The organism is Arthrobacter sp. StoSoilB19 (assembly GCF_019977275.1).
GTDB lineage: Bacteria > Actinomycetota > Actinomycetes > Actinomycetales > Micrococcaceae > Arthrobacter.
The window spans coordinates 4,290,221-4,312,400 of record NZ_AP024650.1 but is presented as its reverse complement, the minus strand read 5'-3'; the positions used below and the strand labels follow the sequence as shown (position 1 = coordinate 4,312,400).

General features: G+C 67.1%; 24 protein-coding genes. 13 read left to right on the top strand and 11 right to left on the bottom strand.

All coding sequences use genetic code 11. The features are described 5' to 3' along the window. The first annotated feature begins 48 nt into the window (after positions 1-48). The 3 genes from LDO86_RS19915 (at position 49) to LDO86_RS19905 (ending at position 2,514) form a co-directional block, all read left to right on the top strand. On the top strand, positions 49-1,401 hold the full coding sequence (locus tag LDO86_RS19915) for an MATE family efflux transporter (protein WP_155845570.1): 1,353 nt from the start codon (positions 49-51) through the stop codon (positions 1,399-1,401). A 45-nt stretch (positions 1,402-1,446) separates the two neighbouring features. Beyond that, a complete protein-coding gene (locus LDO86_RS19910; RefSeq protein WP_018769824.1) occupies positions 1,447-2,037 on the top strand; it encodes a hypothetical protein in 591 nt (196 codons plus the stop codon). Between the two features lie 99 nt (positions 2,038-2,136). After that, a complete protein-coding gene (locus LDO86_RS19905; protein ID WP_018769823.1) occupies positions 2,137-2,514 on the top strand; it encodes a hypothetical protein in 378 nt (125 codons plus the stop codon). A gap of 39 nt (positions 2,515-2,553) precedes the next feature. On the opposite strand, the gene LDO86_RS19900 is transcribed toward LDO86_RS19905, so the two are convergent. Continuing rightward, on the bottom strand, positions 2,554-3,099 hold the full coding sequence (locus LDO86_RS19900; RefSeq protein ID WP_018769822.1) for a CGNR zinc finger domain-containing protein: 546 nt from the start codon (positions 3,097-3,099) through the stop codon (positions 2,554-2,556). Positions 3,100-3,170: 71 nt separating this feature from the next. Here LDO86_RS19900 and LDO86_RS19895 point away from each other — a divergent pair, with 71 nt between their 5' ends. Continuing rightward, on the top strand, positions 3,171-4,217 hold the full coding sequence (locus LDO86_RS19895; protein ID WP_224084172.1) for an EamA family transporter: 1,047 nt from the start codon (positions 3,171-3,173) through the stop codon (positions 4,215-4,217). A 102-nt stretch (positions 4,218-4,319) separates the two neighbouring features. Here LDO86_RS19895 and LDO86_RS19890 read toward each other — a convergent pair whose 3' ends face one another. After that, positions 4,320-4,583 (bottom strand): WXG100 family type VII secretion target, encoded by a 264-nt coding sequence (locus tag LDO86_RS19890; RefSeq protein WP_018769820.1) that lies wholly within the window; start codon positions 4,581-4,583, stop codon positions 4,320-4,322. A 210-nt stretch (positions 4,584-4,793) separates the two neighbouring features. Here LDO86_RS19890 and LDO86_RS19885 point away from each other — a divergent pair, with 210 nt between their 5' ends. Then, positions 4,794-5,066 (top strand): DUF2277 domain-containing protein, encoded by a 273-nt coding sequence (locus LDO86_RS19885; RefSeq protein ID WP_018769819.1) that lies wholly within the window; start codon positions 4,794-4,796, stop codon positions 5,064-5,066. Between the two features lie 10 nt (positions 5,067-5,076). Here the strand turns inward: LDO86_RS19885 and LDO86_RS19880 are convergent, their stop codons facing one another. The 6 genes from LDO86_RS19880 to LDO86_RS19855 all read right to left on the bottom strand — a co-directional run bounded on the left by LDO86_RS19880 (position 5,077) and on the right by LDO86_RS19855 (position 10,866). Then, a complete protein-coding gene (locus LDO86_RS19880; RefSeq protein WP_018769818.1) occupies positions 5,077-7,377 on the bottom strand; it encodes a heavy metal translocating P-type ATPase in 2,301 nt (766 codons plus the stop codon). 26 nt (positions 7,378-7,403) lie between these two features. Then, the gene (locus LDO86_RS19875) at positions 7,404-7,643 is read right to left on the bottom strand and encodes a heavy metal-associated domain-containing protein (protein WP_018769817.1); all 240 of its coding nucleotides are present in this window, start codon (positions 7,641-7,643) and stop codon (positions 7,404-7,406) included. A gap of 56 nt (positions 7,644-7,699) precedes the next feature. Beyond that, a complete protein-coding gene (locus LDO86_RS19870) occupies positions 7,700-8,083 on the bottom strand; it encodes a metal-sensitive transcriptional regulator (protein WP_018769816.1) in 384 nt (127 codons plus the stop codon). Between the two features lie 298 nt (positions 8,084-8,381). Continuing rightward, positions 8,382-8,894, bottom strand: a complete 513-nt coding sequence (locus LDO86_RS19865; RefSeq protein WP_026265853.1) for a universal stress protein — start codon at positions 8,892-8,894, stop codon at positions 8,382-8,384. Positions 8,895-8,973: 79 nt separating this feature from the next. After that, complete coding sequence (locus tag LDO86_RS19860) at positions 8,974-9,759, bottom strand: class F sortase (protein WP_026265852.1); 786 nt, start codon at positions 9,757-9,759, stop codon at positions 8,974-8,976. 102 nt (positions 9,760-9,861) lie between these two features. Continuing rightward, positions 9,862-10,866: a hypothetical protein gene (locus LDO86_RS19855; protein WP_223993142.1), complete on the bottom strand. Its 1,005-nt coding sequence runs from the start codon at positions 10,864-10,866 to the stop codon at positions 9,862-9,864. Positions 10,867-11,143: 277 nt separating this feature from the next. Here LDO86_RS19855 and LDO86_RS19850 point away from each other — a divergent pair, with 277 nt between their 5' ends. The 3 genes from LDO86_RS19850 to LDO86_RS19840 all read left to right on the top strand — a co-directional run bounded on the left by LDO86_RS19850 (position 11,144) and on the right by LDO86_RS19840 (position 12,802). After that, positions 11,144-11,344 carry a hypothetical protein gene (locus LDO86_RS19850; protein ID WP_018769813.1) on the top strand — a complete coding sequence of 67 codons (201 nt, stop codon included), beginning with the start codon at positions 11,144-11,146 and terminating at the stop codon, positions 11,342-11,344. Positions 11,345-11,412: 68 nt separating this feature from the next. Next, entirely contained in the window at positions 11,413-12,522 is a 1,110-nt protein-coding gene (locus tag LDO86_RS19845; RefSeq protein ID WP_223993138.1) for a glycoside hydrolase, read from the top strand. Continuing rightward, the gene (locus tag LDO86_RS19840) at positions 12,515-12,802 is read left to right on the top strand and encodes a MoaD/ThiS family protein (protein ID WP_026265850.1); all 288 of its coding nucleotides are present in this window, start codon (positions 12,515-12,517) and stop codon (positions 12,800-12,802) included. The genes LDO86_RS19845 and LDO86_RS19840 overlap by 8 nt, the downstream gene beginning before the upstream one ends. A 64-nt stretch (positions 12,803-12,866) precedes the next feature. On the opposite strand, the gene LDO86_RS19835 is transcribed toward LDO86_RS19840, so the two are convergent. Further along, positions 12,867-13,103 (bottom strand): hypothetical protein, encoded by a 237-nt coding sequence (locus tag LDO86_RS19835; protein ID WP_056392396.1) that lies wholly within the window; start codon positions 13,101-13,103, stop codon positions 12,867-12,869. Positions 13,104-13,253: 150 nt separating this feature from the next. Then, entirely contained in the window at positions 13,254-14,480 is a 1,227-nt protein-coding gene (locus tag LDO86_RS19830) for a pyridoxal phosphate-dependent aminotransferase (RefSeq protein ID WP_056392398.1), read from the bottom strand. Positions 14,481-14,631: 151 nt separating this feature from the next. On the opposite strand from LDO86_RS19830, the gene LDO86_RS19825 reads away from it, so the two are divergent. Further along, positions 14,632-15,555, top strand: coding sequence for an AEC family transporter (locus tag LDO86_RS19825; protein ID WP_018769808.1), 924 nt, complete (start codon positions 14,632-14,634; stop codon positions 15,553-15,555). 62 nt (positions 15,556-15,617) lie between these two features. Next, on the top strand, positions 15,618-16,706 hold the full coding sequence (locus LDO86_RS19820) for an ATP-dependent DNA ligase (RefSeq protein ID WP_018769807.1): 1,089 nt from the start codon (positions 15,618-15,620) through the stop codon (positions 16,704-16,706). 114 nt (positions 16,707-16,820) lie between these two features. Here LDO86_RS19820 and LDO86_RS19815 read toward each other — a convergent pair whose 3' ends face one another. Beyond that, entirely contained in the window at positions 16,821-18,140 is a 1,320-nt protein-coding gene (locus LDO86_RS19815) for an MFS transporter (protein WP_018769806.1), read from the bottom strand. A 309-nt stretch (positions 18,141-18,449) separates the two neighbouring features. Between LDO86_RS19815 and LDO86_RS19810 the strand changes: the two genes are divergently transcribed. The 3 genes from LDO86_RS19810 (at position 18,450) to LDO86_RS19800 (ending at position 22,141) form a co-directional block, all read left to right on the top strand. After that, complete coding sequence (locus LDO86_RS19810; protein WP_051081380.1) at positions 18,450-19,241, top strand: IclR family transcriptional regulator; 792 nt, start codon at positions 18,450-18,452, stop codon at positions 19,239-19,241. Positions 19,242-19,388: 147 nt separating this feature from the next. Continuing rightward, positions 19,389-20,270: a shikimate dehydrogenase gene (locus tag LDO86_RS19805; protein WP_018769804.1), complete on the top strand. Its 882-nt coding sequence runs from the start codon at positions 19,389-19,391 to the stop codon at positions 20,268-20,270. After that, entirely contained in the window at positions 20,270-22,141 is a 1,872-nt protein-coding gene (locus LDO86_RS19800; RefSeq protein ID WP_018769803.1) for a sugar phosphate isomerase/epimerase and 4-hydroxyphenylpyruvate domain-containing protein, read from the top strand. The genes LDO86_RS19805 and LDO86_RS19800 overlap by 1 nt, the downstream gene beginning before the upstream one ends. Positions 22,142-22,180 lie beyond the last annotated feature (39 nt).

Genomic DNA, 22,180 nt, shown 5'->3' with positions numbered 1-22,180 from the left:
TTCTCATCTCCGGAGCGTGTTGTCGGCGGCCGCGGTTAAGCTGGCAGCGTGCCCCAACAACCCGCCCCCTCCGCCGTGGCCGGCCGCCAAGGCCATGCCCGGGAGATACTCCGCCTTGCTGTCCCTGCCTTTGGCGCGCTGGTGGCTGAGCCCCTCTTCCTGCTGGCGGACTCCGCCATTGTGGGACATCTTGGTGTTGCGCAGCTCGCGGGAGTGGGGCTGGCATCTGCGGTGCTCCAGACCGCCGTCGGACTCATGGTCTTCCTGGCCTACTCCACCACGCCCGCCGTGGCCCGCGCCATTGGTGACGGGCAGTTGGGCAAGGCCCTTGCGGCAGGGCGCGACGGCGTGTGGCTGGCATTGCTCCTCGGCGTGGTCCTCGCCGTGGCAGGCTTCGCGGCGGCCGAACCGCTGATTGACCTGATGGGGGCCCAGGGCAGCGTCCGGACCTTTGCGGTCGATTACTTCCGCTGGTCCATGCCGGGCCTGGTGGCAATGCTCTTGATCTTCGCCGGCACCGGTGTTCTCCGCGGACTGCAGGACACCCGCACCCCGCTGGTGGTGGCCACGGCCGGTTTCGGGGTCAATATTGTCCTGAACCTGTGGCTTGTGTACGGGCTGGGCATGTCTGTGGCTGGTTCCGCGGTGGGCACCAGCCTGGCCCAGTGGGCCATGGCGGCTGTCTATGTGGTGATGGTGCGGCGCAGCGCAGTGCGGCAGGGCGTGAGCCTGCTCCCCAGCTGGCGCGGCATCCGCAGCATGACGCGGGTTGGATCCTGGCTGATGCTGCGCACGCTCAGCCTCCGGGCCGCAATCCTGGCCACGGTGCTGGTGGTGACGGCCCAGGGGGAGGTCAACCTTGCCGCCCACCAGCTGGCCATGACCATTTTTTCCTTCCTGGCGTTCGCGCTGGATGCCCTGGCGATCGCGGCGCAGGCGCTCATTGGCAAGGAGCTCGGCGCGTCCCATGCCGCCAGGGCCCGGCTGCTGACCGGAACGATGATCCGCTGGGGCGCGGGGTTCGGCGTGGTGACGGGCCTGCTGCTGGCAGCGGCAGCACCCTCGGCCGGGGCTCTGTTCACCACGGACCCCCAAGTGCAGCAGGCACTCACCGCTGCCCTCTGGATCCTGGCGGCCGGGCAGCCGATCGCCGGCTATGTCTTTGTCCTGGACGGTGTGCTGATCGGCGCAGGGGACGCGCGGAACCTCGCGCTGGCGGGGCTGGTGAACCTTGCCGTCTACGTGCCGCTGCTGGCAGCGGTTGCCTGGTCCGGTGCCACCGGCACCACCGGGCTCGCATGGCTTTGGGTTGCCTTCGCGCTGGGGTATATGGCGGCGCGCGCCGTGACGCTGGGCCTGCGTGCCCGGTCCGACCGCTGGATGGTGCTGGGCTCTGCCTGACGCGGCCCGGTTAGACCTTCCAGCTGCCCCCACTAAACTGGACCGGTGACACAACCATCCACCCCCGCCGGTGCTGCTCCCGGAACCACCGCCCGCCACGACCTCTGGAAGCCGGTCCTGCTCCGTGCGGCCGCTGCCCTGGTGTTTGGCGCCGTGACGGTCTTCTGGACGTCACCGTCTGTGGAGGTCATGGGCTGGGCCGGGGGACTCTACCTCCTGGCCGCCGGTGTGGTTTCCCTGCGGACCGTCCCCGCAGCCGGATTCGCGCAGAACTCGGCGGCCGGAAAGCTGCTGTCCGCCGCCGGCGCGGTCCTGGCCGGCGCAGGCTTTGCCGTGCTCCTCCTGCACAGTGACCTGTTGTTCGGGGTGATCGCAGCCCTGGGCCTGGGCGCAGCCGGCATCCTGGAGCTTGCCTGCGGCCTGCAGCACAGGGGCCGCCATGTTCTTGCCCGCGACTGGATTGCTTCCGGCGTCATCGGGATTGGAACCGCGGTGCTCCTGCCGTTCTTCATCAGTCTCGGTGCCCATGCCCTGCTGGGCGTGGCCGGTGGAGGCGCCATTATTTCCGGCGTCCTGTGGGTGCTTTCCGGCCTGACGCTGCGGCACGATGCCCGTGCCGGCGCAGGGAAGCCGTAAACTAGGGGGAGCGCCCTTCTACTTTCTGTAGAAAATTCGGTGCGACACCGCAATTCGTAAACCGGGCCGGCCGTGCGCCGCCCGCAGGGAGGAACCACCGTGGCTGACCAGCATCAAGGAAAACCGCGCAAGCTGCGGACCTCGGTGAAGGGGCCGCTGATGTTTTCGGCATTCTGGGCCGTCGTCGCCTTCGTGGCAGTGTTGATCTTCGCCTCCGGTGGAAGCGCACGTGCACCCCGGTTCGACCTCGCGTTCACCGCAGCCGGCATCGCCTTCATCGCCACCCTGGTGATCGCCGCAATGCTGTCCATGAGCTACAAGGAGAACGCCGAACACCTGGGCAAGGGATCAGGGGTGAACCTGAGTTCGGCGCCCAAAGGATCCCCGCACGCAGGGCCAAGCCATGGCTTCGGAGCTCCCGGCAACCAGAACCCGCCGGCATCCGGCGATGGCACTGACGAAACTCCCCAGCGCTAGCCGTTACCGGCGGCAGCCGGACAAAGCGCGGGAAAATCCCTACCCCGCAGCAGCCTGGCGGGCCCGGTAAGCAGCAACATGCGCACGGTTGGCACAGTTGCCGGTATCGCAGTACCTCTTGGACCGGTTGCGGCTCAGGTCCAGCACGGCGGCATCGCAGTCCTCTGACTCACACATCCGCAGCCTGTCCATCTCCTTGCTGCGGATCACATCAGCCAGGGCCATGGCCGCTTCGGTGCTCATCCGGTCGGCAAGGGGTGCCTCGGGCGCCGTGGCATGAAGGTGCCAGTCCCATCCGTCGTGCTTCATCAGCTGCGGCAGCGCGTTGGCGTCCCGCAGCAGCCGGTTGACGGTTTCCACGGCGGCGTCCTCACCGGCCGTCCATACCGCGGACAGTTCACGGCGCAACTGCCGCACGCTTTCCAATTCCGCAGCGTCCCGGTTCCGGGAGCCGGAAAAACCCTCCGCGGCCAGGAAGCTGTCCAGGTCCGCAACGGAGGCCAGGCCTTCCCTGCCGTTCGCGGCCGTGTTGATGAGGTTCACCACCGTCCGCAGCGCCACTTCAGTGTCAGGGGCGAAAACCATGTTGACTCCTTACAGCGCCTGAGCGTAGTGTCATGAGCATTACCCCACTTTACTCCTGACAGGAGGCAACGGTGCCTGCCGCCCAAAACCACACCCCCACCCCGGAACTGTCCCCCAGGCGTCCCGGCTTCCAGGCCTCCGGGCTCGGCGTCGCGATGTTCTCCTCCGCCGTCTTTGGCCTGTCCGGATCCTTCGCCAAGTCGCTGCTGGAAACCGGCTGGTCCCCGGGGGCGGCCGTGACTGCCCGCCTGACGGGAGCTGCCCTGATCCTTGCCCTGCCCGCGGCGTGGGCGCTTAGGGGCCGCTGGAGCCAGTTGAAGGACAACTGGCTCACCATCATGCTGTTCGGACTCATCGGGGTGGCGGCATGCCAGTTGTTCTACTTCAACGCAGTGGCCCTGCTCTCCGTGGGCGTCGCGCTCCTGCTGGAGTACCTGGCCCCGGTGATCATCGTCCTGTGGCTCTGGGCCGCCAGCCGACGCCGCCCGCGCGTCCTCACGGCCGGCGGGACGCTGCTGTCGCTGGCCGGGCTGGTACTGGTCCTTGACCTCACCGGAGCCGTGAAGGTTGACCTGGTGGGGGTGCTGTGGGGCATGGCTGCCGCGGTCTGCCTGGCCATCTACTTCTTCATCACGGCAAAGGAAAATGACACGCTGCCGCCCATCGTGCTGGCTGCCGGCGGCCTGCTGGTGGGTGCGGCCGCCATGTGGCTCGCTGCCGCCACGGGCCTGCTGCCCATGGCCTTCAGCACTGCGGACACCACCCTGGGCCCATGGCTTACGCCGTGGTGGGTGCCGCTTGCCGGGCTGGTGGTGCTGGCCACCGTGTTGGCGTACGTCTCGGGCGTCATGGCGGCCCGGGCCCTCGGTTCCAAGGTGGCGTCCTTCGTGTCGCTCACCGAGGTCCTCTTCGCCGTGGTCTGGGCGTGGCTGCTGCTTGGGGAACTGCCGGGCACCATCCAACTCCTGGGCGGGGTGCTGATCGTCGGCGGGGTCATCCTGGTAAGGCTCGACGAGCTGCGTTCCCCCGCCACCATTGCTCCTTACGACGGCGGAAAGGGCACCCAGGTGCCGGCGTCACCGCTTGAGCACGCGAACGACGTCGAGCCTGTCCCTTAGGAGCGCAGGTCCCGTAAGCCGGGCACCGGCGTCGCACGCCAACACAAAAGGGCAGGGACACCACCTGGTGTCCCTGCCCCTTGCCGGAATGCGGCGATAAGCCTAGTTCGATGCCTGGCTCTGCTGCTCGGCGTTGCGCTTGGCCTGCGCGCCGGCTTCCTTCAGCGCCTCGGCAACCTTGGTAAGCATGGTGGTGTGGGTTCCGGACCACTCCTGGCGGAACTTATCAGCGTCCGGGCCCTTCCAGTCAGTGCCGCTCAGGACCTTGGTGAGAGTGGACTTCTGCGTCTCGATCTCGGACGCCCCTGCCTGAAGCTTGCTGCCGAGCTGGCGAAGCTGCTCAACGTCTGCACCCCAAATAGCCATCAGTTTCTCCTTGTTAGGTCGTGGATCCGAACCAGATCGGCTCCCCAGTGGCCCCCCGGCTCATCCGGAAGATCCATTGCCTCAAACCTATCCCGGCCCCCAAAACAGTGTCGATGGGCAGCCCTGCCCATGCCGGGCTCCCCATGGACGCCGGGTAGGGACCATGAAAAGGGGTCGATCCCAGGCGTTGGAAGAGCCTAGCATGGCGGTATGTGCCGGAATATCCGAACCCTTCACAACTTTGAGCCGCACGCCACCTCCGAGGAAGTGCACGCGGCGGCGCTGCAGTATGTCCGCAAAGTCAGCGGCAGCACCAAACCGTCCAAGGCCAACCAGGAGGCCTTTGATGAGGCCGTGCACCAGATAGCCCACATCACGCAGCACCTGCTGGATTCCCTGGTGACGCAGGCGCCGCCGAAGGACCGGGAGGCCGAAGCGGCCAAGGCCAGGGCGCGCGCCGCGGTCCGTTACGGCGCGGCCTGAGCCTGCGCTGCTACTTGCCGAAGCTGCGCAGCCGCAGAGAGTTGGCCACCACCAGCACCGAGCTGGCAGCCATGGCAGCTCCTGCGATCATGGGGTTGAGCAGCCCCAGGGCGGCCACCGGGATCCCCACGGCGTTGTAGAAGAACGCCCAGAACAGGTTGGTCTTGATGGTGCCCAGGGTCTTCCGGGACAGTTCGATGGCCTGGGCCACCTGGGCGAGGTCGTTCCCCATCACCGTCAGGTCCGCGGCTTCGATGGCCACATCGGTCCCTGAGCCCATCGCAATCCCGAGATCCGCCTGCGCAAGCGCCGCGGCATCATTGACGCCGTCCCCGGCCATGGCCACCGTGGCCCCGTCCGCCTGGAGCTCCCGGACTGCTGCCACCTTCCCTTCCGGCAGGACGCCTGCATGGACGTCATCCGCGGCGATGCCGACGGCGGCAGCCACCTGGGCGGCGACGGCGGCATTGTCGCCGGTCAGCAGGATGGGCCGCAGGCCCAGCGCCTTAAGCCGGGCGACCGCTGCGGCGGACCCTTCCTTGACGCTGTCCCTGAGGCTGATGATGCCGGCGGGCGTGCCATCCACTGCCACGCAGATGGCCGTGGCGCCGCCTTCCTCTGCAGCAGCCAACTGCGCCTGCTGGCCGCCGTCCAGGGCAATGCCGTTCTGCTGCAGCCAGCTGCTCCGCCCGGCCATCACGTGGCTGCCTTCGACGGTGCCCGACACTCCGCCACCCGGGGCGGAACTGAACCCCTGGACTGGCGGCAGGTGCACTGAAGGCGAGGTGCCGCCGTCGTCCCCTGCGGGCGCCAGGCGTGCGGCGGAAACTGCTGCTGCCGCAATGGCGTGCGCAACCGGGTGCTCGCTGGCGGCCTCAACGGCTCCGGCCAGCCGGAGGACATCCCGGTCCTGGAAGCCGGGGAACGCGGCCGTGGCATCCACGGCCAGGGCGCCGGTGGTGACCGTCCCCGTCTTGTCCAGCAGGATGGTGTCCACGGTGCGGGTGTCCTCCAGGACCTGGGGGCCCTTGATCAGGATGCCCAGCTGTGCGCCGCGTCCGGTTCCGGTCAGCAGGCCCACCGGAGTGGCCAGGCCCAGCGCGCAGGGGCAGGCGATCACCAGCACTGCGACGGCGGCCGTGAACGCCTGCCGCAGGTGGCTGCCGTCGGCGCCCGGGCCTGCGACGAGGAGCCAGAGCACGAACGTCAGGGCGGCGATGGCCAGGACCACCGGTACGAAGACGGCGCTGATGCGGTCGGCGAGCCGCGCGATGGGGGCCTTGCCGGTCTGGGCCTGCGACACCAGGCGCGCCATCTGGGCCAGTGTGGTTTCGGAGCCGACCCGGGTTGCCCTGACCAGCAGGCGGCCGGAGGTGTTGATGGTGGCACCCGTAACGCGGCTGTCCGGCCCCACCTCGACGGGGACGGACTCACCCGTGACCAGGGAGGCGTCCACCGCGGAGGCGCCGTCCACCACCACACCGTCGGTGGCGATCTTTTCACCCGGCCTTACCACCAGGACGTCGCCCACCTGCAGACCGTCCGCGGGAATTTTCTCTTCCCGGCCGCCGCGCAGGACGGTGGCGTCCTTGGCGCCCAGGTTCAGCAGGGCCTGGAGGGCGTCGCCGGCCTTTTGCTTGGCATTGGCCTCCAGGTACCGGCCCAGGAGAAGGAAGGTGGTGACCACCGCGGCCACCTCGAAGTACAGGCCGCCGGACATGCCTTCCATGCCGGGATGCTCCGTCATGCGCGGGTCCGCCAGCAGCTGCCAGGCGGAGAAGGAGTAGGCGGCGGCCACGCCGAGCGACACCAGGGTGTCCATGGTGGAGGCGAGATGGCGGGCATTGACTGCTGCGGCCTGGTGGAAGGGCCACGCCGCCCACGTGACCACCGGCAGCGCCAGGACCGCTGCCACCCAGCCCCAGTGCGGGAACTGGAACGCCGGAACCATGCTGACCAAAAACACCGGGACTGTCAGCACCGCAGCGGCGGCCAGGCGCGGGCGGAGACTCGAAGCGTGGACCTCAGCAGACGGGTCCACCGGCCGCGCCCCCGCACCAGTAGTGCTGCGGTGGCGGACCCTCGCCTTGTACCCGGCTGCCTCGACCGTTGACGTGAGCTGTTCGTCGGTGATGCCCTCGGGGACCGTCACGTAGGCCGACTCCAGCGGCAGGTTGACGGTGGCCGCCACACCGTCGAGCTTGCCGAGCTTCTTCTCCACCCGGTTGACGCAGGACGCGCAGGTCATCCCCTCGATGTCCAGTTCGACGATCCGGGTACCCGGTGGGTGGAGCAGTTCCTGGTGGCTCATGTCGGCTTTCCGCGGTGTAGGGGTTTCTAGGCCTCGTTGGCGACTACCAGGTAGCCCGCCTCAGCGACGGCCTCCCCGATGTCGGAGGGTGGGAGTTCCTTGCTTGAGGTGATGGTCACGGTGGAGACCCCGCCGGCGTTCAGGTCGACGGTGACCTCTTCAACGCCTTCGAGGGCTTCAAGTTCTTCACTGACGGCCGACACGCAGTGCCCGCAGGTCATGCCGGAGACGCTGATGGTCGTGGTGGTGGGGGAGGTGGTGCTCATGGCTTGCTCCTTCAGTTGGGCCGGCGGTGGCCGGGTTCCGGGTGTGTTGGTGGGTGTCAGCGAAGCAGTCGGCCGATGGCGTCGGCGGCTTCCTTGACTTTGGCATCGATGGCTTCAGCGCGTGCTGCCGGGTCCGGCTCGGAGGCTGCACCCACCACGCAGTGGCCGATGTGTTCCTCAACCAGCCCCAGGCTGACGGCGTGCAGGGCCTTGGTGACGGCGGCAACCTGCGTGAGGATATCGATGCAGTACTTGTCCTCATCCACCATCCGGGCAATGCCCCGGACCTGCCCCTCAATGCGCTTCAGGCGGCGAAGGTACGCGTCCTTGTTTTCCGTGTAACCGTGCTGGGCTGCGTAACCGTGTTGGGCTGCAACGCCGGACTCCGCGGCCGGTGGTGCGGCTGCTACCGCCGCAACGGCTTCTTCGATAGCGTTCATGAAGCCAACCTATACCCCTTGGGGGTATGAGCGCAAGTACCCCCTAGGGGTATCCGGGAACTCTTCCCACCCGTCCGTGGGACATTATCCCGGGCACAAAAAAAGCTCCGGAGTGCGTTATTGGGGGATACGCACTCCGGAGCAGCTTTTGGGCAAATCCGGCTTCCACTCGTGTGGATCGGCCTTGCTTGAATCAGCTTACTGGCAGGTACGGGCAGCGCGCCAGCACCACGAATAAGTACTTTCGCTTTACTTTAAGCCCGCCATTTCCAGGCGTATTTTCCCCGGTATCCGCCGCTCAGGGCCTGTCCTCATGGGCCGGCATCCGGTATGGAACCACAAGCACGGGGCGGCTTTGGTGGTGGCTTAGCCACTGCCCGACCGATCCGTTGAGTGCCTCCGAGAGCCGGTGCGTGAAGCCGCGCTCGGAGGTGCCCACGATGATGACCGGGGCATCCAGTTCGGCGGCCAGTTGCGCCAGCGCCCGTGCGGGATCGCCTGAAAGGGTGCGGAAGGACCACTGCAGGGGCCCGCCGTCGGAAGGCACCTTGTCCGCCGCAGCCTGGACCTGTGCCTTCAACTCCGTTGTCAGCGCCAGCATGTCGTCATCTGCGTCCGGGTGCAGGGAAAGCCGGTGGGCGGAGCGGGCCGGGTCCCATTCCACCAGGTAGCTGGCTTCGTCCACGTACGCGCAGACCAATGGCGCCGACAACCGGGCTGCCAGGGAGGCTGCGGTCTGGAGTACCTCCGGGTGCTGTTTGGGCATGATTCCCGTCAGCAGCGGAGCGCCGTCGAAGTTTTCCCATGTCATGCTGCAATTGTCCGCCCGCACCGGCTGCATGAACAGGTTCGTTCGGCCCGTCAAACTTCCGGAGTGCGGGCCCGGAGGCCTAGGGAAGGCTGGGATATGCCGTGACCACCACGTTCTTGCCCCACGGATCCTCGGTGTAGCAGCTGATGAGGACCAGCCGGTTGGGCACCATGTCCCAGACGGGGCTGTCCTTGAGGCTGGACTTCAGGTAGGTCGTGACGCTGTCCACCCGGTAGCTGATGGTTCCCGCCACTGTTTCCACCTCCAGGCGGTCGCCAACGGCCGCCGCCGAACTGAGGTGGTTGAAGGGAGCATCCGCGCCGTCCCAACTGTGGCCAATCACGTAGGTGGTGTTGCCGGAGCCCTTGCCCGGAACCCCGAAGGGCGTGAGCCAGTAGCCGTCCTTGGTGGCGGGAGGTTCAATGGTCCGGCTGTATTGGGCCCCACTGTCCAGGTCCAGCGGGTGGACGGGCACATCGAAGGCGGCCGACGGGTAGCGGATGCGGACCGGCTGGGACGCCGCCGGAAGCTCCGGTCCCGCAGGCGCTTCCGTTGCTGTTTCGCCAGGAGCCTGGGCTGCCGCTGCCTGGTCGGGTGCCGCTGCGGCGTCCGGCAGGCCGGTCTCCGCAATGGGAGCCGCCCCAGCGGCGGATGGAATGCCGCCACGAACGAGGGCAACCGAAGCGGGGGCATTTCCGATTGCCAGTGGCGGTGCCGGGTGGAACAGGGGAGCGCCGAGGGTGAATGACACGAAGGCGAGGACGCCACAGCACAGGATTGCCAGGTCACCGGCGTTCCACCGGCGCCATATGCGCCGCCACATCCCGCGGCTGGGGGCTGCGTGCCGGCTTCGATCCTGCCGCATGGCGCTCCTCACGGGTTGGCGGGGGTGGAAGGAAGGCGTCCTGCCGGGCACTGGCAGGACGCCTTCCTTGTCAGGGGGCCACTGGTGGTGGCGGTGTTCCGGCTAGCCGGCAGTGTGCAGCGGACGCGACTGGCGCCGTACTGCCACCACGGTGCCCGCGGCAGCAAGCGCTCCCAGGCCTACCAGCCAGCCTGGCAAGCCATCCGGTGCTCCCACAGCCGTCTGTGCGTTGTAGCCCTGGTTCGTGCCAACGCTGACGGGTGCCGCGGCAGGGGCGGCCTTGGGTGTGGCAACAGCCTGCTTGGCGGGCGCCGGCTGCGCGGGTGCGGCAGCAGGGGCCACAGCCGCCACAGCGGCCGGAGCAGTTCCACCGGTTGTGTCGCCGCCGGTGTTGCCGCCGGTATTGTCGCCGCCGGTATTGTCGCCGCCGGTATCGCCGCCGCCGGTATTGTCGCCGCCGGTGTTGCCGCCGGTATTGTCGCCGCCGGTATTGTCGCCACCGCCGCCGTTGCCGCCACCGTTGTTGCCGCCGCCGTTGCCGTTGCCGCCACCGTTGTTGCCGCCGCCGTTGCCGTTGCCGCCACCGTTGCCGTTGCCGCCACCGTTGCCGCCACCGTTGTTGGTGCCGCCACCGCCGTTGTTGCCGCCGCCGCCGTTGTTGGTGCCGCCGGTGCCGCCGCCGTTGGTGCCGCCACCGCCGTTGCCGCCGCCGTTGTTGGTGCCGCCGGTGCCGCCGCCGTTGGTGCCGCCACCGCCGTTGCCGCCACCGTTGTTGGTGCCGCCGCCGCCGTTGCCGCCACCGTTGTTGGTGCCGCCGCCGCCGTTGCCGCCACCGTTGTTGGTGCCGCCGCCGCCGTTGCCGCCACCGTTGTTGGTGCCGCCGCCGCCGTTGCCGCCACCGATGTTGTTGCCGCCGCCGTTGTTGGTGTCACCGGTGTTGTTGCCACCGCCGTTGTTAGTGCCGCCGTTGGTATTGATCTCCAGCGGTATCAGGGCGCTTCCGTTTGAGCGGGCGACCACCACCTGGTCGGAAGCCGCGATGGCGGGCGCTGTGAGGCTGATAAGGCCAAGCCCCATCACCCCCATTGTTGCTAAGGTGCGTTTCATTTTGTCTCCCCATATATGTGTGAAACGGACCATGGCGAGGAAAGGCCAGCGGTGACGCCGTATGCCCCAGCAGCACGGTCAGCTTGCTTGAGATTTCAGGCTAGGAGCGCCGCCTTGCGCAGTCGCCAGTAGGGGATACTCGTCTTTCAACGGGGTTGGCCGGGAAAGTTACCTGCCAGTACTTGAAACCCGGCCGGACACACCTGCTTCCGGCCGCAGCACCTTGTCCCCCGGAGGGGCCGCGCCTAACGTTTAAAGCGACGCAAGGAGGGGTTTCGTGGAAATCTTTATGTGGTGGCTGGACCTGGACCTCGCCAGCAAAGAGTGGCTGCGGGAAAACCTTTATGCGGAGGAACTGCCCCTTCCGGTGCTCCAGGGCATCGCTGAGGCGGGCGGCCCGCACCCCGGAAATCCCGCCGCCGTGCTGACCGTCGCCGACTGGGACTTCATCCAGACGCAGTCGGAGTTCGTGGACTGACTCCTGCCTCTGTGAATGTGGAGCCTGCGCACCTGGAAACGTTGCGCGGTGACTGATCCGGTGGTTGCATGGTCCGCATGGCAACGGCCGCAGAATCATTTGTCCTGGCAATCGGGACCAAGAAAGGGCTGTGGCTTGCCACGAGCCGGGACCGGCAGGAGTGGTCCTTCACCGGGCCGCACTTCCTCATGGCGGAGATCCCCAGCATCGGGATCGATACCAGGGAAGGCCGCACGCGCATCCTGGTGGGTGTCCGCAGTCCGCACTGGGGACCAACGGTTGCCCACTCCGACGACTTCGGCACCACCTGGACCGAGCCGGAACAGGGCGCCATCAAGTTCCCAGAGGACACCGGGGCAGCATTGGAGCGGGTCTGGCAGATCTATCCGGACGCCGGGTCCCGCCCCGGAGTGGTATGGGCCGGAGCCGAACCCATCTCCGTCTGGAAATCCACGGACGGCGGGGAGCACTTCGAGCTGAACCGCGGCTTGTGGGACCACCCGCACCGCAGCGAATGGGGAGCGGGCTATGGCGGGGCGGCTGCGCATTCGATCGTGGTCCAGCCGGCCGGGGAAACGGTGCACGTTGCCATGAGTACCGGCGGCGTTTACCGCTCGCTGGACGGCGGCACCTCCTGGGAGGCGCGCAACAAGGGCATCTCGGCCTACTTCATGCCGGACCCCAATCCCGAGTTCGGCCAGTGCGTGCACAAGATCGCCGCCGATGCCGCCGTGGAAGGGCGCCTCTATGCCCAGAACCACCATGGGGTGTACCGGACGGACGACAATGCGGACAGCTGGACCTCCATCGCCGAAGGCCTGCCTGCCGATTTCGGCTTCGTCATGCTCACGCATCCCCGCAGGGAGGGCACCGCCTGGGTTATTCCGTTGAAGGCCGACGGCGAACGCATCCCGCCCGACGGAAAGCTTGCCGTCCACCGCACCGACGACGCCGGGAACACCTGGAAGCGGCTCAGCACCGGGCTCCCTGAGCACGAATACAACAGCGTGCTCAGGGACGCGGCGTCCGTGGACACTGCAGATCCCGCCGGCGTGTACTTCGGTACGCGGGGCGGGACGGTCTATGCGAGTGCGGATGAAGGGGAGACATTCAGGGAGGTGGCCTCCCACCTGCCTGATGTCCTGTGTGTCAGGGCGGCCGTGGTGGCAGGTGCCTGAGATTTCTTTGCTGCTGCCCAGCGTCCTGCAGCCCCTGGCCGGCGGGCAGTCCGTACTGACTGCGCCCGCGGACGGGCCGGTGACGGTGGAAAGCCTGCTTGATGCGGTGGCCTCCGACTACCCGGTGCTGGGCCGGCGGCTCCGTGACGAAACCGGTGCGCTGCGCCGGTTCGTCAACATCTACGTCAACGGCGACGAGGTGCGGCGGTTGCAGGGCCTGGATACCAGGGTGGCGCCGGGCCAGGAAGTACTGGTGATCCAGTCCGTGGCCGGCGGCTGACCGGGAGGCGGGCCGGTGGCGGGCAGTCCTTACTGACTACGCCCGCAGCCCCGCATCCAGGTCCCTATGCCACACGCCAGACGGTGCATTCGTCCGTATTGATTGCTTTCCGGACCCCCGTGATCCGGTCCAGGATCCACACCACCCCAATGCCGGGCGCCGTTTCCTGCACGCTGCCGCGGCGGATCACCACGTCGTCGTAGGAAGGGCCCACGGAGAGGCGGGCTTCGATTTCGTCACCGCGGTGGAGCTGGTCCAGGGCGCGGACTCTGGTTACATGCGTGGTCGCTTTCTTCAACATCGGGGGCCTCCTGGCTGGAGCTGGTGCCGGCTCTTGCCTGCACTACCCAGTGTGGGCCGGGAATGTTGCGACGCGGTTTCCCCGTGGTTAGCGCCCGGTTAGTTCTTCGCGCCGCTGCGGTTTCCTGCCTCTGCTTACATGTCCCCGGCGTTATTCGTCCGTGCCGTTGCGGTAGGCGGCCAGGAAGCTGGAAATCCGCCGGACGGCTTCCTCGATGTCCAGCACCGAGGGGAGGATGACAAACCGGAAGTGGTCCGGCGCGGGCCAGTTGAAGGCCGAGCCGTGGGAGACCAGGATCTTTTGGTCCCGGAGCAGGTCCAGGACGAATTTTTCGTCATTGGCAATGGGATACAGGTCCGGGTCCAGGCGCGGGAACAGGTACATGGCGCCCGACGCCGGCACGCAGGTCACGCCGGGAATGGCGGTAAGGAGTCTATGGGCAAGGTCCCGCTGCTCGCGCAGCCGGCCTCCGGGTTTCACCAGCGCCTCGATGCTCTGGTAGCCGCCCAGGCAGGTTTGGATGGCATGCTGGGCGGGAACGTTGGCGCAAAGGCGCAGCGAGGCAAGCAGCTCAAGGCCTTCACGGTAGGCGGCGGTAGCGGCAAGCGGTCCGGTGATGGCCACCCATCCTGCCCGGTAGCCAGGCATCCGGTAGGCCTTGGACAGTCCGCTGAACGTCAGGCAGCACAGGTCCTCAGCCACGGACGCGGTGTGGATATGCTTTGCGTCGTCATACAGCACCTTCTCGTAGATCTCATCCGAGAACAGGACCAGGTTGTGCTTCCGGGCCAGCGCCGCGAACTGCTCCAGGATGTGGCGGGGGTAGACGGCGCCGGTGGGGTTGTTCGGGTTGATGATCACGATGCCTTTGGTGCGGCTGGTGATCTTTGCCTCCACGTCGGCCATGTCCGGCCACCAGTTCTCCGCCTCGTCGCAGGCGTAGTGCACGGGTTTTCCGCCCGTCAGGGTCACGGCGGCGGTCCACAAAGGGTAGTCCGGTGCCGGGACCAAAATTTGGTCGCCGTTCTCCATGAACGCCTGGAGGCACATGGAGATCAGTTCGCTGACGCCGTTGCCGATCACGATGTCTTCGACCCCGATGTTCATCAGGCCACGCGTCTGGTAGTACTGCGAGATGGCGGTCCGCGCCGTGAAAATGCCCTTGGAGTCACTGTAGCCCTGGGCGCCGCGAAGGTGGTGGATCATGTCCACCACCACGGATTCAGGTGCTTCCAGGCCGAACGGCGCCGTGTCCCCGAGGTTCATCTTGAGGATCCGGTGCCCTTCGGCCTCCATGTTTTTGGCCGCCTGCAGGACTGGCCCGCGGAGCTCATACCGGACGTTTTCAAGCTTGCTGGAGTGCTGCATTGCGTGCATGGTTGATCTTTTCACACAGCGCACACCGGGGGCAGCGGGTCACGCGGCCCACCTGGCAATGTCGGGACCGCTTGTCCGATAAGTTTGAGACTTGTAGTACTTTGTCCTGCGGCGCGGCAGGATGCGGCGGGAGCGGAAGGAAGTACCCCACGTGGGCGGTGTGCTGATCGGACTGGCGGTGATCGGCGTCGTCATTGCCGTGGGTTACATCGCCGCACGCTGCGGCCTGGGCGATGAACCCACCATCTCGGCGCTGACCCGGACCGCCTTCTTCATCACCAACCCGGTGCTGCTCTTCACCGTGGTGCTGAAATCGGACCTCTCCGTGGTCCTCTCCGCATACGTTCCGCTCGCCATGATCACGGCGGCGATCACGGCCCTCCTGTATGTGGCCGCCAGCCGGATCTGGTTTCCGCGGCCGCTCGCGGAGACGGCCGTGGGCGCGATGGCGGGCTCCTACGTCAACGCCAACAACATCGGCATCCCCATCACGCTGTATGCCCTGGGGGACGCCACTCCCGTAGCTCCGGTCCTGCTGGTCCAGCTGCTCCTGTTCGCCCCGCTGGTCCTGACCCTGCTGGACCTCTCCGAGGCCGGCCGGTTTTCGCCCCGGCTCATGCTGACGCAGCCCTTCCGGAACCCCATGATCATCGCCTCGCTCCTGGGCGTGGTCCTGGCCGCGTTCCATGTGCAGCTTCCGGCTCCGGTGATGGCTCCACTGACGCTCCTGGGCGGTGCTGCAGTGCCGGTGGTGCTCCTGGCCTTCGGGATGTCGCTGCACGGAACAAAGATGCTTCGAAGCGGCGGCCACACGGCCGAAATCCTCACTGCCACGGCACTCAAGTCCGCGGTGATGCCGGCGGTGGCGTTCGTCGTCGGCCGCTTCCTCTTCAACCTGGACCACCACATGCTGCTGGGCGTAGTGCTCATGGCGGCGCTTCCCTCGGCCCAGAACGTGTTCCTGTTCGCCAGCAAGTACGGGAGGGGGGTGGCGGTGGCGCGGGAAACCATCCTGCTCTCCACCGCCGCCGCGGCGCCGGTGCTGGTGCTGGTGGTTTGGCTGCTGGCAGGCTGAAAACCACTCCGCCGCCGCGCCGCCCTACCGTGCAGGGCGCTGGCCGGGCAAGAATGGGCACTATGGAACTTCCCGTGATGCCGCCCGTCCCGCCCATGCTCGCCAAGGCCGTCAGCGGCATTGACGGCATTCCAGGAAGCGCGGACCTCAGCTACGAGCCAAAATGGGACGGCTTCAGGTCCATCATCTTCCGCGACGGTGATGACCTGGAGATCGGCAGCCGCAACGAGAAGCCCATGACCCGCTACTTCCCGGAGCTCGTTGCGGCACTGAAGGAAAACCTGCCGCCGCGCTGCGTGGTGGACGGCGAGATCATCCTTATCGGTGCGTCCGGCGACCGGCTGGATTTCGACACCCTGCAGCAGCGCATCCACCCCGCGGCCAGCCGGGTGAAGCTGCTGGCCCAACAAACCCCGGCGAGCTTCGTGGCGTTCGACCTGCTGGCGCTGGACGACGACGACTACACTGGCAGGCCTTTTTCTGAGCGGCGGGCCGCGCTGGAGAAGGCGCTCGCGGCCAGCAGTGCCCCGGTCCATCTCACAGCTGCCACCACGGACAAAGCCACGGCCGCGCAGTGGTTCGAACAGTTCGAGGGCGCCGGGCTGGACGGCATCGTGGCCAAGCGGCTGGACGGCCGGTACGAGCCGGACAAGCGGGTGATGTTCAAGGTCAAGCACGAGCGCACGGCCGACTGCGTGGTGGCAGGATACCGCCTCCACAAGAGCGGTCCCGATGCTATCGGGTCCCTCCTGCTGGGCCTCTACAAGGACGACGGCGGCCTGGCGAGCGTGGGCGTGATCGGCGCCTTCCCCATGAAGCGCCGCAAGGAACTGTTCGAAGAACTCCAGCCGCTGGTGACCGGCTTCGAGGGCCACCCGTGGGCGTGGGGCAAGCAGGAAGAAGGGGAACGGACGCCGCGGAACGCCGAAGGCAGCAGGTGGAGCGCCGGGAAGGACCTGTCCTTCGTCCCACTGCGGCCCGAACTGGTGGTGGAGGTCCGCTACGACCACATGGAGGGCGACAGGTTCCGCCACACGGCCCAGTTCAACCGCTGGCGCCCGGACCGGGACCCGGAGTCCTGCACCTATGAGCAATTGGAGGAACCGGTCAATTTTGACCTGGCCTCGGTGCTGGAGACCGGGCGGGGGTAAGTGCCCTGCGGGACGCTTCCGAAGCAGCCCATCTTTCACGAAGGAAAGCCCGCCATTTGGGGGAATGGCGGGCTTTCCGGCTCTAAAACCGGGCTGGTGTGACGCTTTCGGCGCCTACTTCACGCCCAGCAGGTTGGTGGGGGTCCGGAAGGACTCCTTGGCCGTGAGTGCCGAGACGGCGGCGATGGCGCAGATGATGGCGGTGAAGATGCTGATCTGGACCCAGCCGCCCGCCTGGATGCCGCCCATGGCAGCCACAATGGCCGGGGCGAAGCCAGCCATCAGGAACCCGAGCTGGGTGCCGATGGCCAGGCCGGAGAAGCGGACCTTGGTGCTGAACATCTCGGCGTAGAAGGACGGCCACACGGCGTTGGAGGCGGCGTAGCCGAAGGAGAAGAAGCCGATGGCTGCAACGAACATCAACGGGATGCTGTGGGATTCCAGGCTGAGCAGGAACAGCGGGGTGAGGATTGCGCTGGCCACGGCGCCGTAAATGAAGACGGGCTTGCGGCCGATCCTGTCCGCGAGCTTCCCGAAGAGCGGCTGGGTGCCCAGGGCCACCAGGTTGGCCCCGACGACGAGCCACAGGGTGGTGGTGCCGTCCACTCCGGCCACGGTCTTGGCGTAGCTGATGGCCAGGGTGCCGAAGACGGTGGAGACGGCGGCAATGAAGGCGCAGGCGACAACACGCAGGACGTCGCGCCAGTGGCCCTTGAGGAGGTCGGCCACCGGGAGCTTGGAGATCTGGGCGTTCTTCTGCGCTTCCTCGAAGGCCGGCGGCTCGTGCAGCGTGCGGCGGATGAAGAAGGCAACCATGACCACGACGGCGCTGAGCCAGAACGGGACGCGCCAGCCGATGCCGTACTTGATCTCATCCGGCAGGGCCAGGACGGGGATGAAGACCAGGGCGGCGAGGATCTGGCCGCCCTGGGTACCGGTGAGGGTCCAGGACGTAAAGAAGGAACGCTGGTTGTCCGGAGCGTGCTCCAGGGTCATGGACGAGGCGCCGGCCTGCTCACCGGCGGCGGAGAGGCCCTGGCACAGGCGGGCCAGCACCAGCAGGACCGGGGCCCACCAGCCGACCGTGTGGAAGTCGGGGAGGCAGCCGATCACGAACGTCGACGCGCCCATGAGCAGCAGGGTAAACATCAGGACCTTCCGGCGGCCCACCCGGTCGCCGAAGTGGCCCAGGATGATGGCGCCCACGGGACGTGCCACGTAGGCGAAGCCGAAGGTGGCGAAGGACATGATGGCAGCGTTGGTGTCTGCATCGGGGAAGAAGACCTTGGGGAAGATCAGCGCCGCAGCGGATCCGAAGATGAAGAAGTCGTAGTATTCGACGGCGCTGCCCAGGAAGCTGGCGAGGGCTGCTTTCCTGGGCGTCCCGGCACGGGTGAGGGCACCCGCCCCGGCGGACGGAAGTGTCTGGCTCATGGTGTTCCTTTGGTGTGACGACATTGTCGCGGATGGATCTGGAGGTCGCAGCCGCCGCTGCCTTGGTGCGGGCGGGGCGCGATGCGGCTGGAGTCCGGAAGAAGACCCGGCGTCAGTAGCCACATGGTGGGAGCTACTTGTGCGATATAGAAACTATGACTGTGAGGGCAGTCACCTGTCAAGAAAATAATCACCATCTAGAAATAGCTCTCACATTGTGGCAACATGATTGCCATGAGTGTGAACCAAACCACAGCGGCCAATGAAGAATCCGCTGCTGCCCCTGCCGCCACGGAGCCCGTGAACGCCATGCCCCCGGAGGCGAAGGTTGGCGCGCGTCCTGCGGAACGCACGGACATGGTGGGCAAGGCCCTGGGCCTGCTTGTCCTCCTGGGGGACGAACCCCGCGGTGCCAGCGCCGCGGAAATTTCCCGCCGCGCGGAACTGCCGTTCAGCACAACCTACCGGCTGCTCGGATCCCTGACCCGTGACGGCTTTGTTGACTACGAGCCGGACGGCCGCCGCTACCACCTGGGCCTGCGCATCTTCCAGCTGGGCCAGCGGGTCTCCAACCACCACGGTTTCGCGGGCACTGCCATGCCCATCCTGCGCCGGGTGACCGAGCAGACCGGGGAAGCCACCATCCTCAGCGTCCGGGACGGCCTGCACCACCTCACCGTCAGCAAGGTGGACGGGCCGCAGATCTTCCGCGTCACCAGCGATCCGGGCCACCTGGGCTCCTTGTCCACCACTGCCGTCGGCAAGGCCCTGGTGGCATTCGCCGAGGATGCGGAACGGGAGCGGCTGCTCGCGGAACTCCCGCTCGAGGCGCTCACCGCCCGCTCCATCACCGACCGGGACGCGTTCCGGGCGGAAATCGAGGAGGTGCGCCGCCGCGGCTACGCGGTCATGGATGAGGAGAACGAGGCCGGCATGCGTGCCGTGGCGGTGCCCCTGCTCAACAGCCAGGGCCACGCCTTTGCCTCCCTGGCGACGGCCGTTCCGGTCTTCCGCCTGAGCCTCGAGGAGCTGGAGGCCCACGTCCCCGTCCTGGTCGATGCGGCAGCCGAGTTGGCTGCACGCCTTCCGCAGCGCGGCTAAGGCGCCTGTGCCGTTACTCAAAATATTTGGTTCGTATCTCGAACAGTAGTGCGAGAAGTGAACAAATGCTGTACTGTAATCCCTATCACCGGCGCAGCCCATCCCCGCATGGACACTGCCGGTGCCGTTACCAAAGGAGCTGCACGGATGAGTATTCGAACTGAGTCCTACCTCGTGGGACTGGTTGGAGACGGTGTCACGCCGTCGCTCACGCCGCCCATGCACGAACGGGAAGGTGACGTGCAGGGCCTGCGTTACCTCTACCGCCCCATCGACCTCCTGGAGCTGGGACTGGCGGGCGAGTCCGTCGGCAGCATCCTGCAGAGCGCCCGGACGCTGGGCTTCAATGGGTTGAACATCACCCATCCCTGCAAGCAGCTGGTCCTGGAGTACCTTGACGAAATCTCCCCGGACGCCCGCCGCCTGGGCGCCGTCAACACCGTGGTGATCCGGGACGGCCGCTTCATCGGCTACAACACCGACTTCTCCGGCTTCGCCGCGGCACTGGCTTCCGGCCTCCCCGGGGCGTCGCTGGACCGCGTGGTCCAGCTCGGTGCCGGCGGTGCCGGATCTGCCGTCGCCTACGCCCTGCTGACCGCCGGCGTCAGGACCCTGCACCTGGTGGACGTGGACCCGGGACGCGCGGCAGCCCGGGCCGCCGAGCTCCAGGGCTTCTTCCCGGACAGCACCGTCACGGCAGGTACGACGGCGGAGCTGCCGCAGCTGATGCGCGTGGCCGACGGCCTGGTGCACTGCACCCCCGTGGGGATGGCCGCCCACCCCGGCGTGCCGCTGGACCTGGACCTGCTGGAGTCCCGGCACTGGGTGGCGGATATCGTCTACCGCCCCATCGACACGGAACTGGTCCGCGGCGCCCGGGCCAAGGGCTGCGACGTCCTGGACGGCGGCCGGATGGCCGTGGGCCAGGCCGCGGACGCGTTCCGGATCTTCACCGGGCTGGACGCGGACCCGGACCGCATGCGCGCCCACTTCCTGGAGCTCGTGGCAGCGGAAGAGGTGGCTGCCTGATGCGCACCGGAATCGCCACTGTCTGCCTGTCCGGAACCCTCAAAGAGAAGATGCAGGCCTGCGCCATCGCAGGCTTCGACGGCATCGAGATCTTCGAGCAGGACCTGGTGACGTCCCCGCTGAGTCCCGAGGACGTCCGCAAGCTGGCCGCGGACCTGGGCCTTGGCCTGGATCTTTACCAGCCCTTCCGGGATTTTGACGGCGTCAGCCCGGACCTGCTGAAGGCCAACCTCCGCCGGGCCGAGGCCAAGTTCCGGCTCATGGCCCGCCTGGGCATGGACACCATCCTGGTCTGCTCCAACGTTGCCACCGCCACCATCGACGACGACGGCCTCCGCGCCGAGCAGCTGGCACAGCTTGCCAACCTGGCCGGCGACCACGGCGTCAAGGTGGCCTATGAAGCGCTTGCGTGGGGCAAGTACGTCAACGACTACGAGCATGCCTACCGGCTGGTGGAGATGGTTGACCATCCCAATCTGGGCACTTGCCTGGACTCCTTCCACATCCTCTCGCGGGACTGGGAAACCGCCCACATTGAGGCATTCAACCCGGAGAAGATCTTCTTCGTCCAGGTTGCGGACGCCCCCAAGCTCTCCATGGATGTGCTGTCCTGGAGCCGGCACTACCGGGTGTTCCCGGGCGAGGGCCAGTTTGAGCTGGCCAAGTTCATGGGCCACGTGGTCCGGGCCGGGTACACCGGACCCGTTTCGCTGGAAGTCTTCAATGACGTTTTCCGCCAGTCGGACGTGGAGCGGACGGCCGTGGATGCCATGCGGTCGCTCATCTGGCTTGAAGAACAGAGCGCCAAGTGGCTGGCCGGTACCGAAGCCGCACCAGGCAACGGAGCAGCGCTCCGCCGTCGTTACCCCATGGAACTTGCCACCCTGCCCAAGGTGAACGAACCCGCGGGCTTCAACTTTGCCGAGGTCAAGGCGGACGACACCGCGCAGCTGGAGAAACTCCTGGGCCAGCTGGGCTTCGCCTTCGAGGGCAGGCACCGCACCAAGGACGTCCAGCTGTGGACCATGGGCCAGGCCCGGGTGATCATCAACGAACAGGCGGCCCGGCATGCCGAGCCGGCCATTGCCGCACTGGGGTTCGACGTCGATTCCCCCGTGATTGCCTCGGCGCGCGCCCAGCAGCTCAAGGCCCCCGTGGTGGCCCGCAAGGTGCAGGCGGACGAGGAAGTCTTCCAGGGCATCTCCGCGCCCGATTCCACCGAGATCTTTCTCTGCCAGGGCAGCCCGGACGGCACGGCGGCGTGGACCCACGAGTTCGGGGAGGGGCTGGAACACCCGTCCGCCGGAGCCAGTGCCGTGATCGACCACGTCAACCTTGCCCAGCCGTGGCAGCACTTCGACGAAGCTGTCCTCTTCTACACCAGCGCCCTGGCCCTGGAGCCGCAGCCGTTCGCGGAGGTGCCAAGCCCCAGCGGGCTGGTGCGCTCGCAGGTCATGCAGACCTCCGACGGCGCGGTGCGGCTGGTGCTCAACCTCGCCCCCATCCAGCAGGCACGGAGCGAGGTCCGCAAGACCTACCAGGAGCACATCGCCTTTGCCGTGGACGACCTCGTGGCCACAGCCCGGGCAGCCCGGGAACGGGGCCTGGAATTCCTGCAGATCCCGGCCAACTACTACGAGGACCTGGACGCCCGGTTCGACCTGGAGCCTGGGTTCCTGGCCACCCTGCAGGAGCTGAACCTGCTGTTCGACCGCGACGCCGACGGCGAATTCCTGCACTTCTACACCGCCACCGTGGGCAGCGTGTTCTTCGAAATGGTGGAACGCCGCGGCGGTTACGACGGCTACGGCGCCCCCAATGCTCCGGTGCGCCACGCCGTCCAGTACGACTCGCTGCACCGCACGCCTTAGACCGCACCACACAACCCCGGACGCAAGAAACCGAACAGA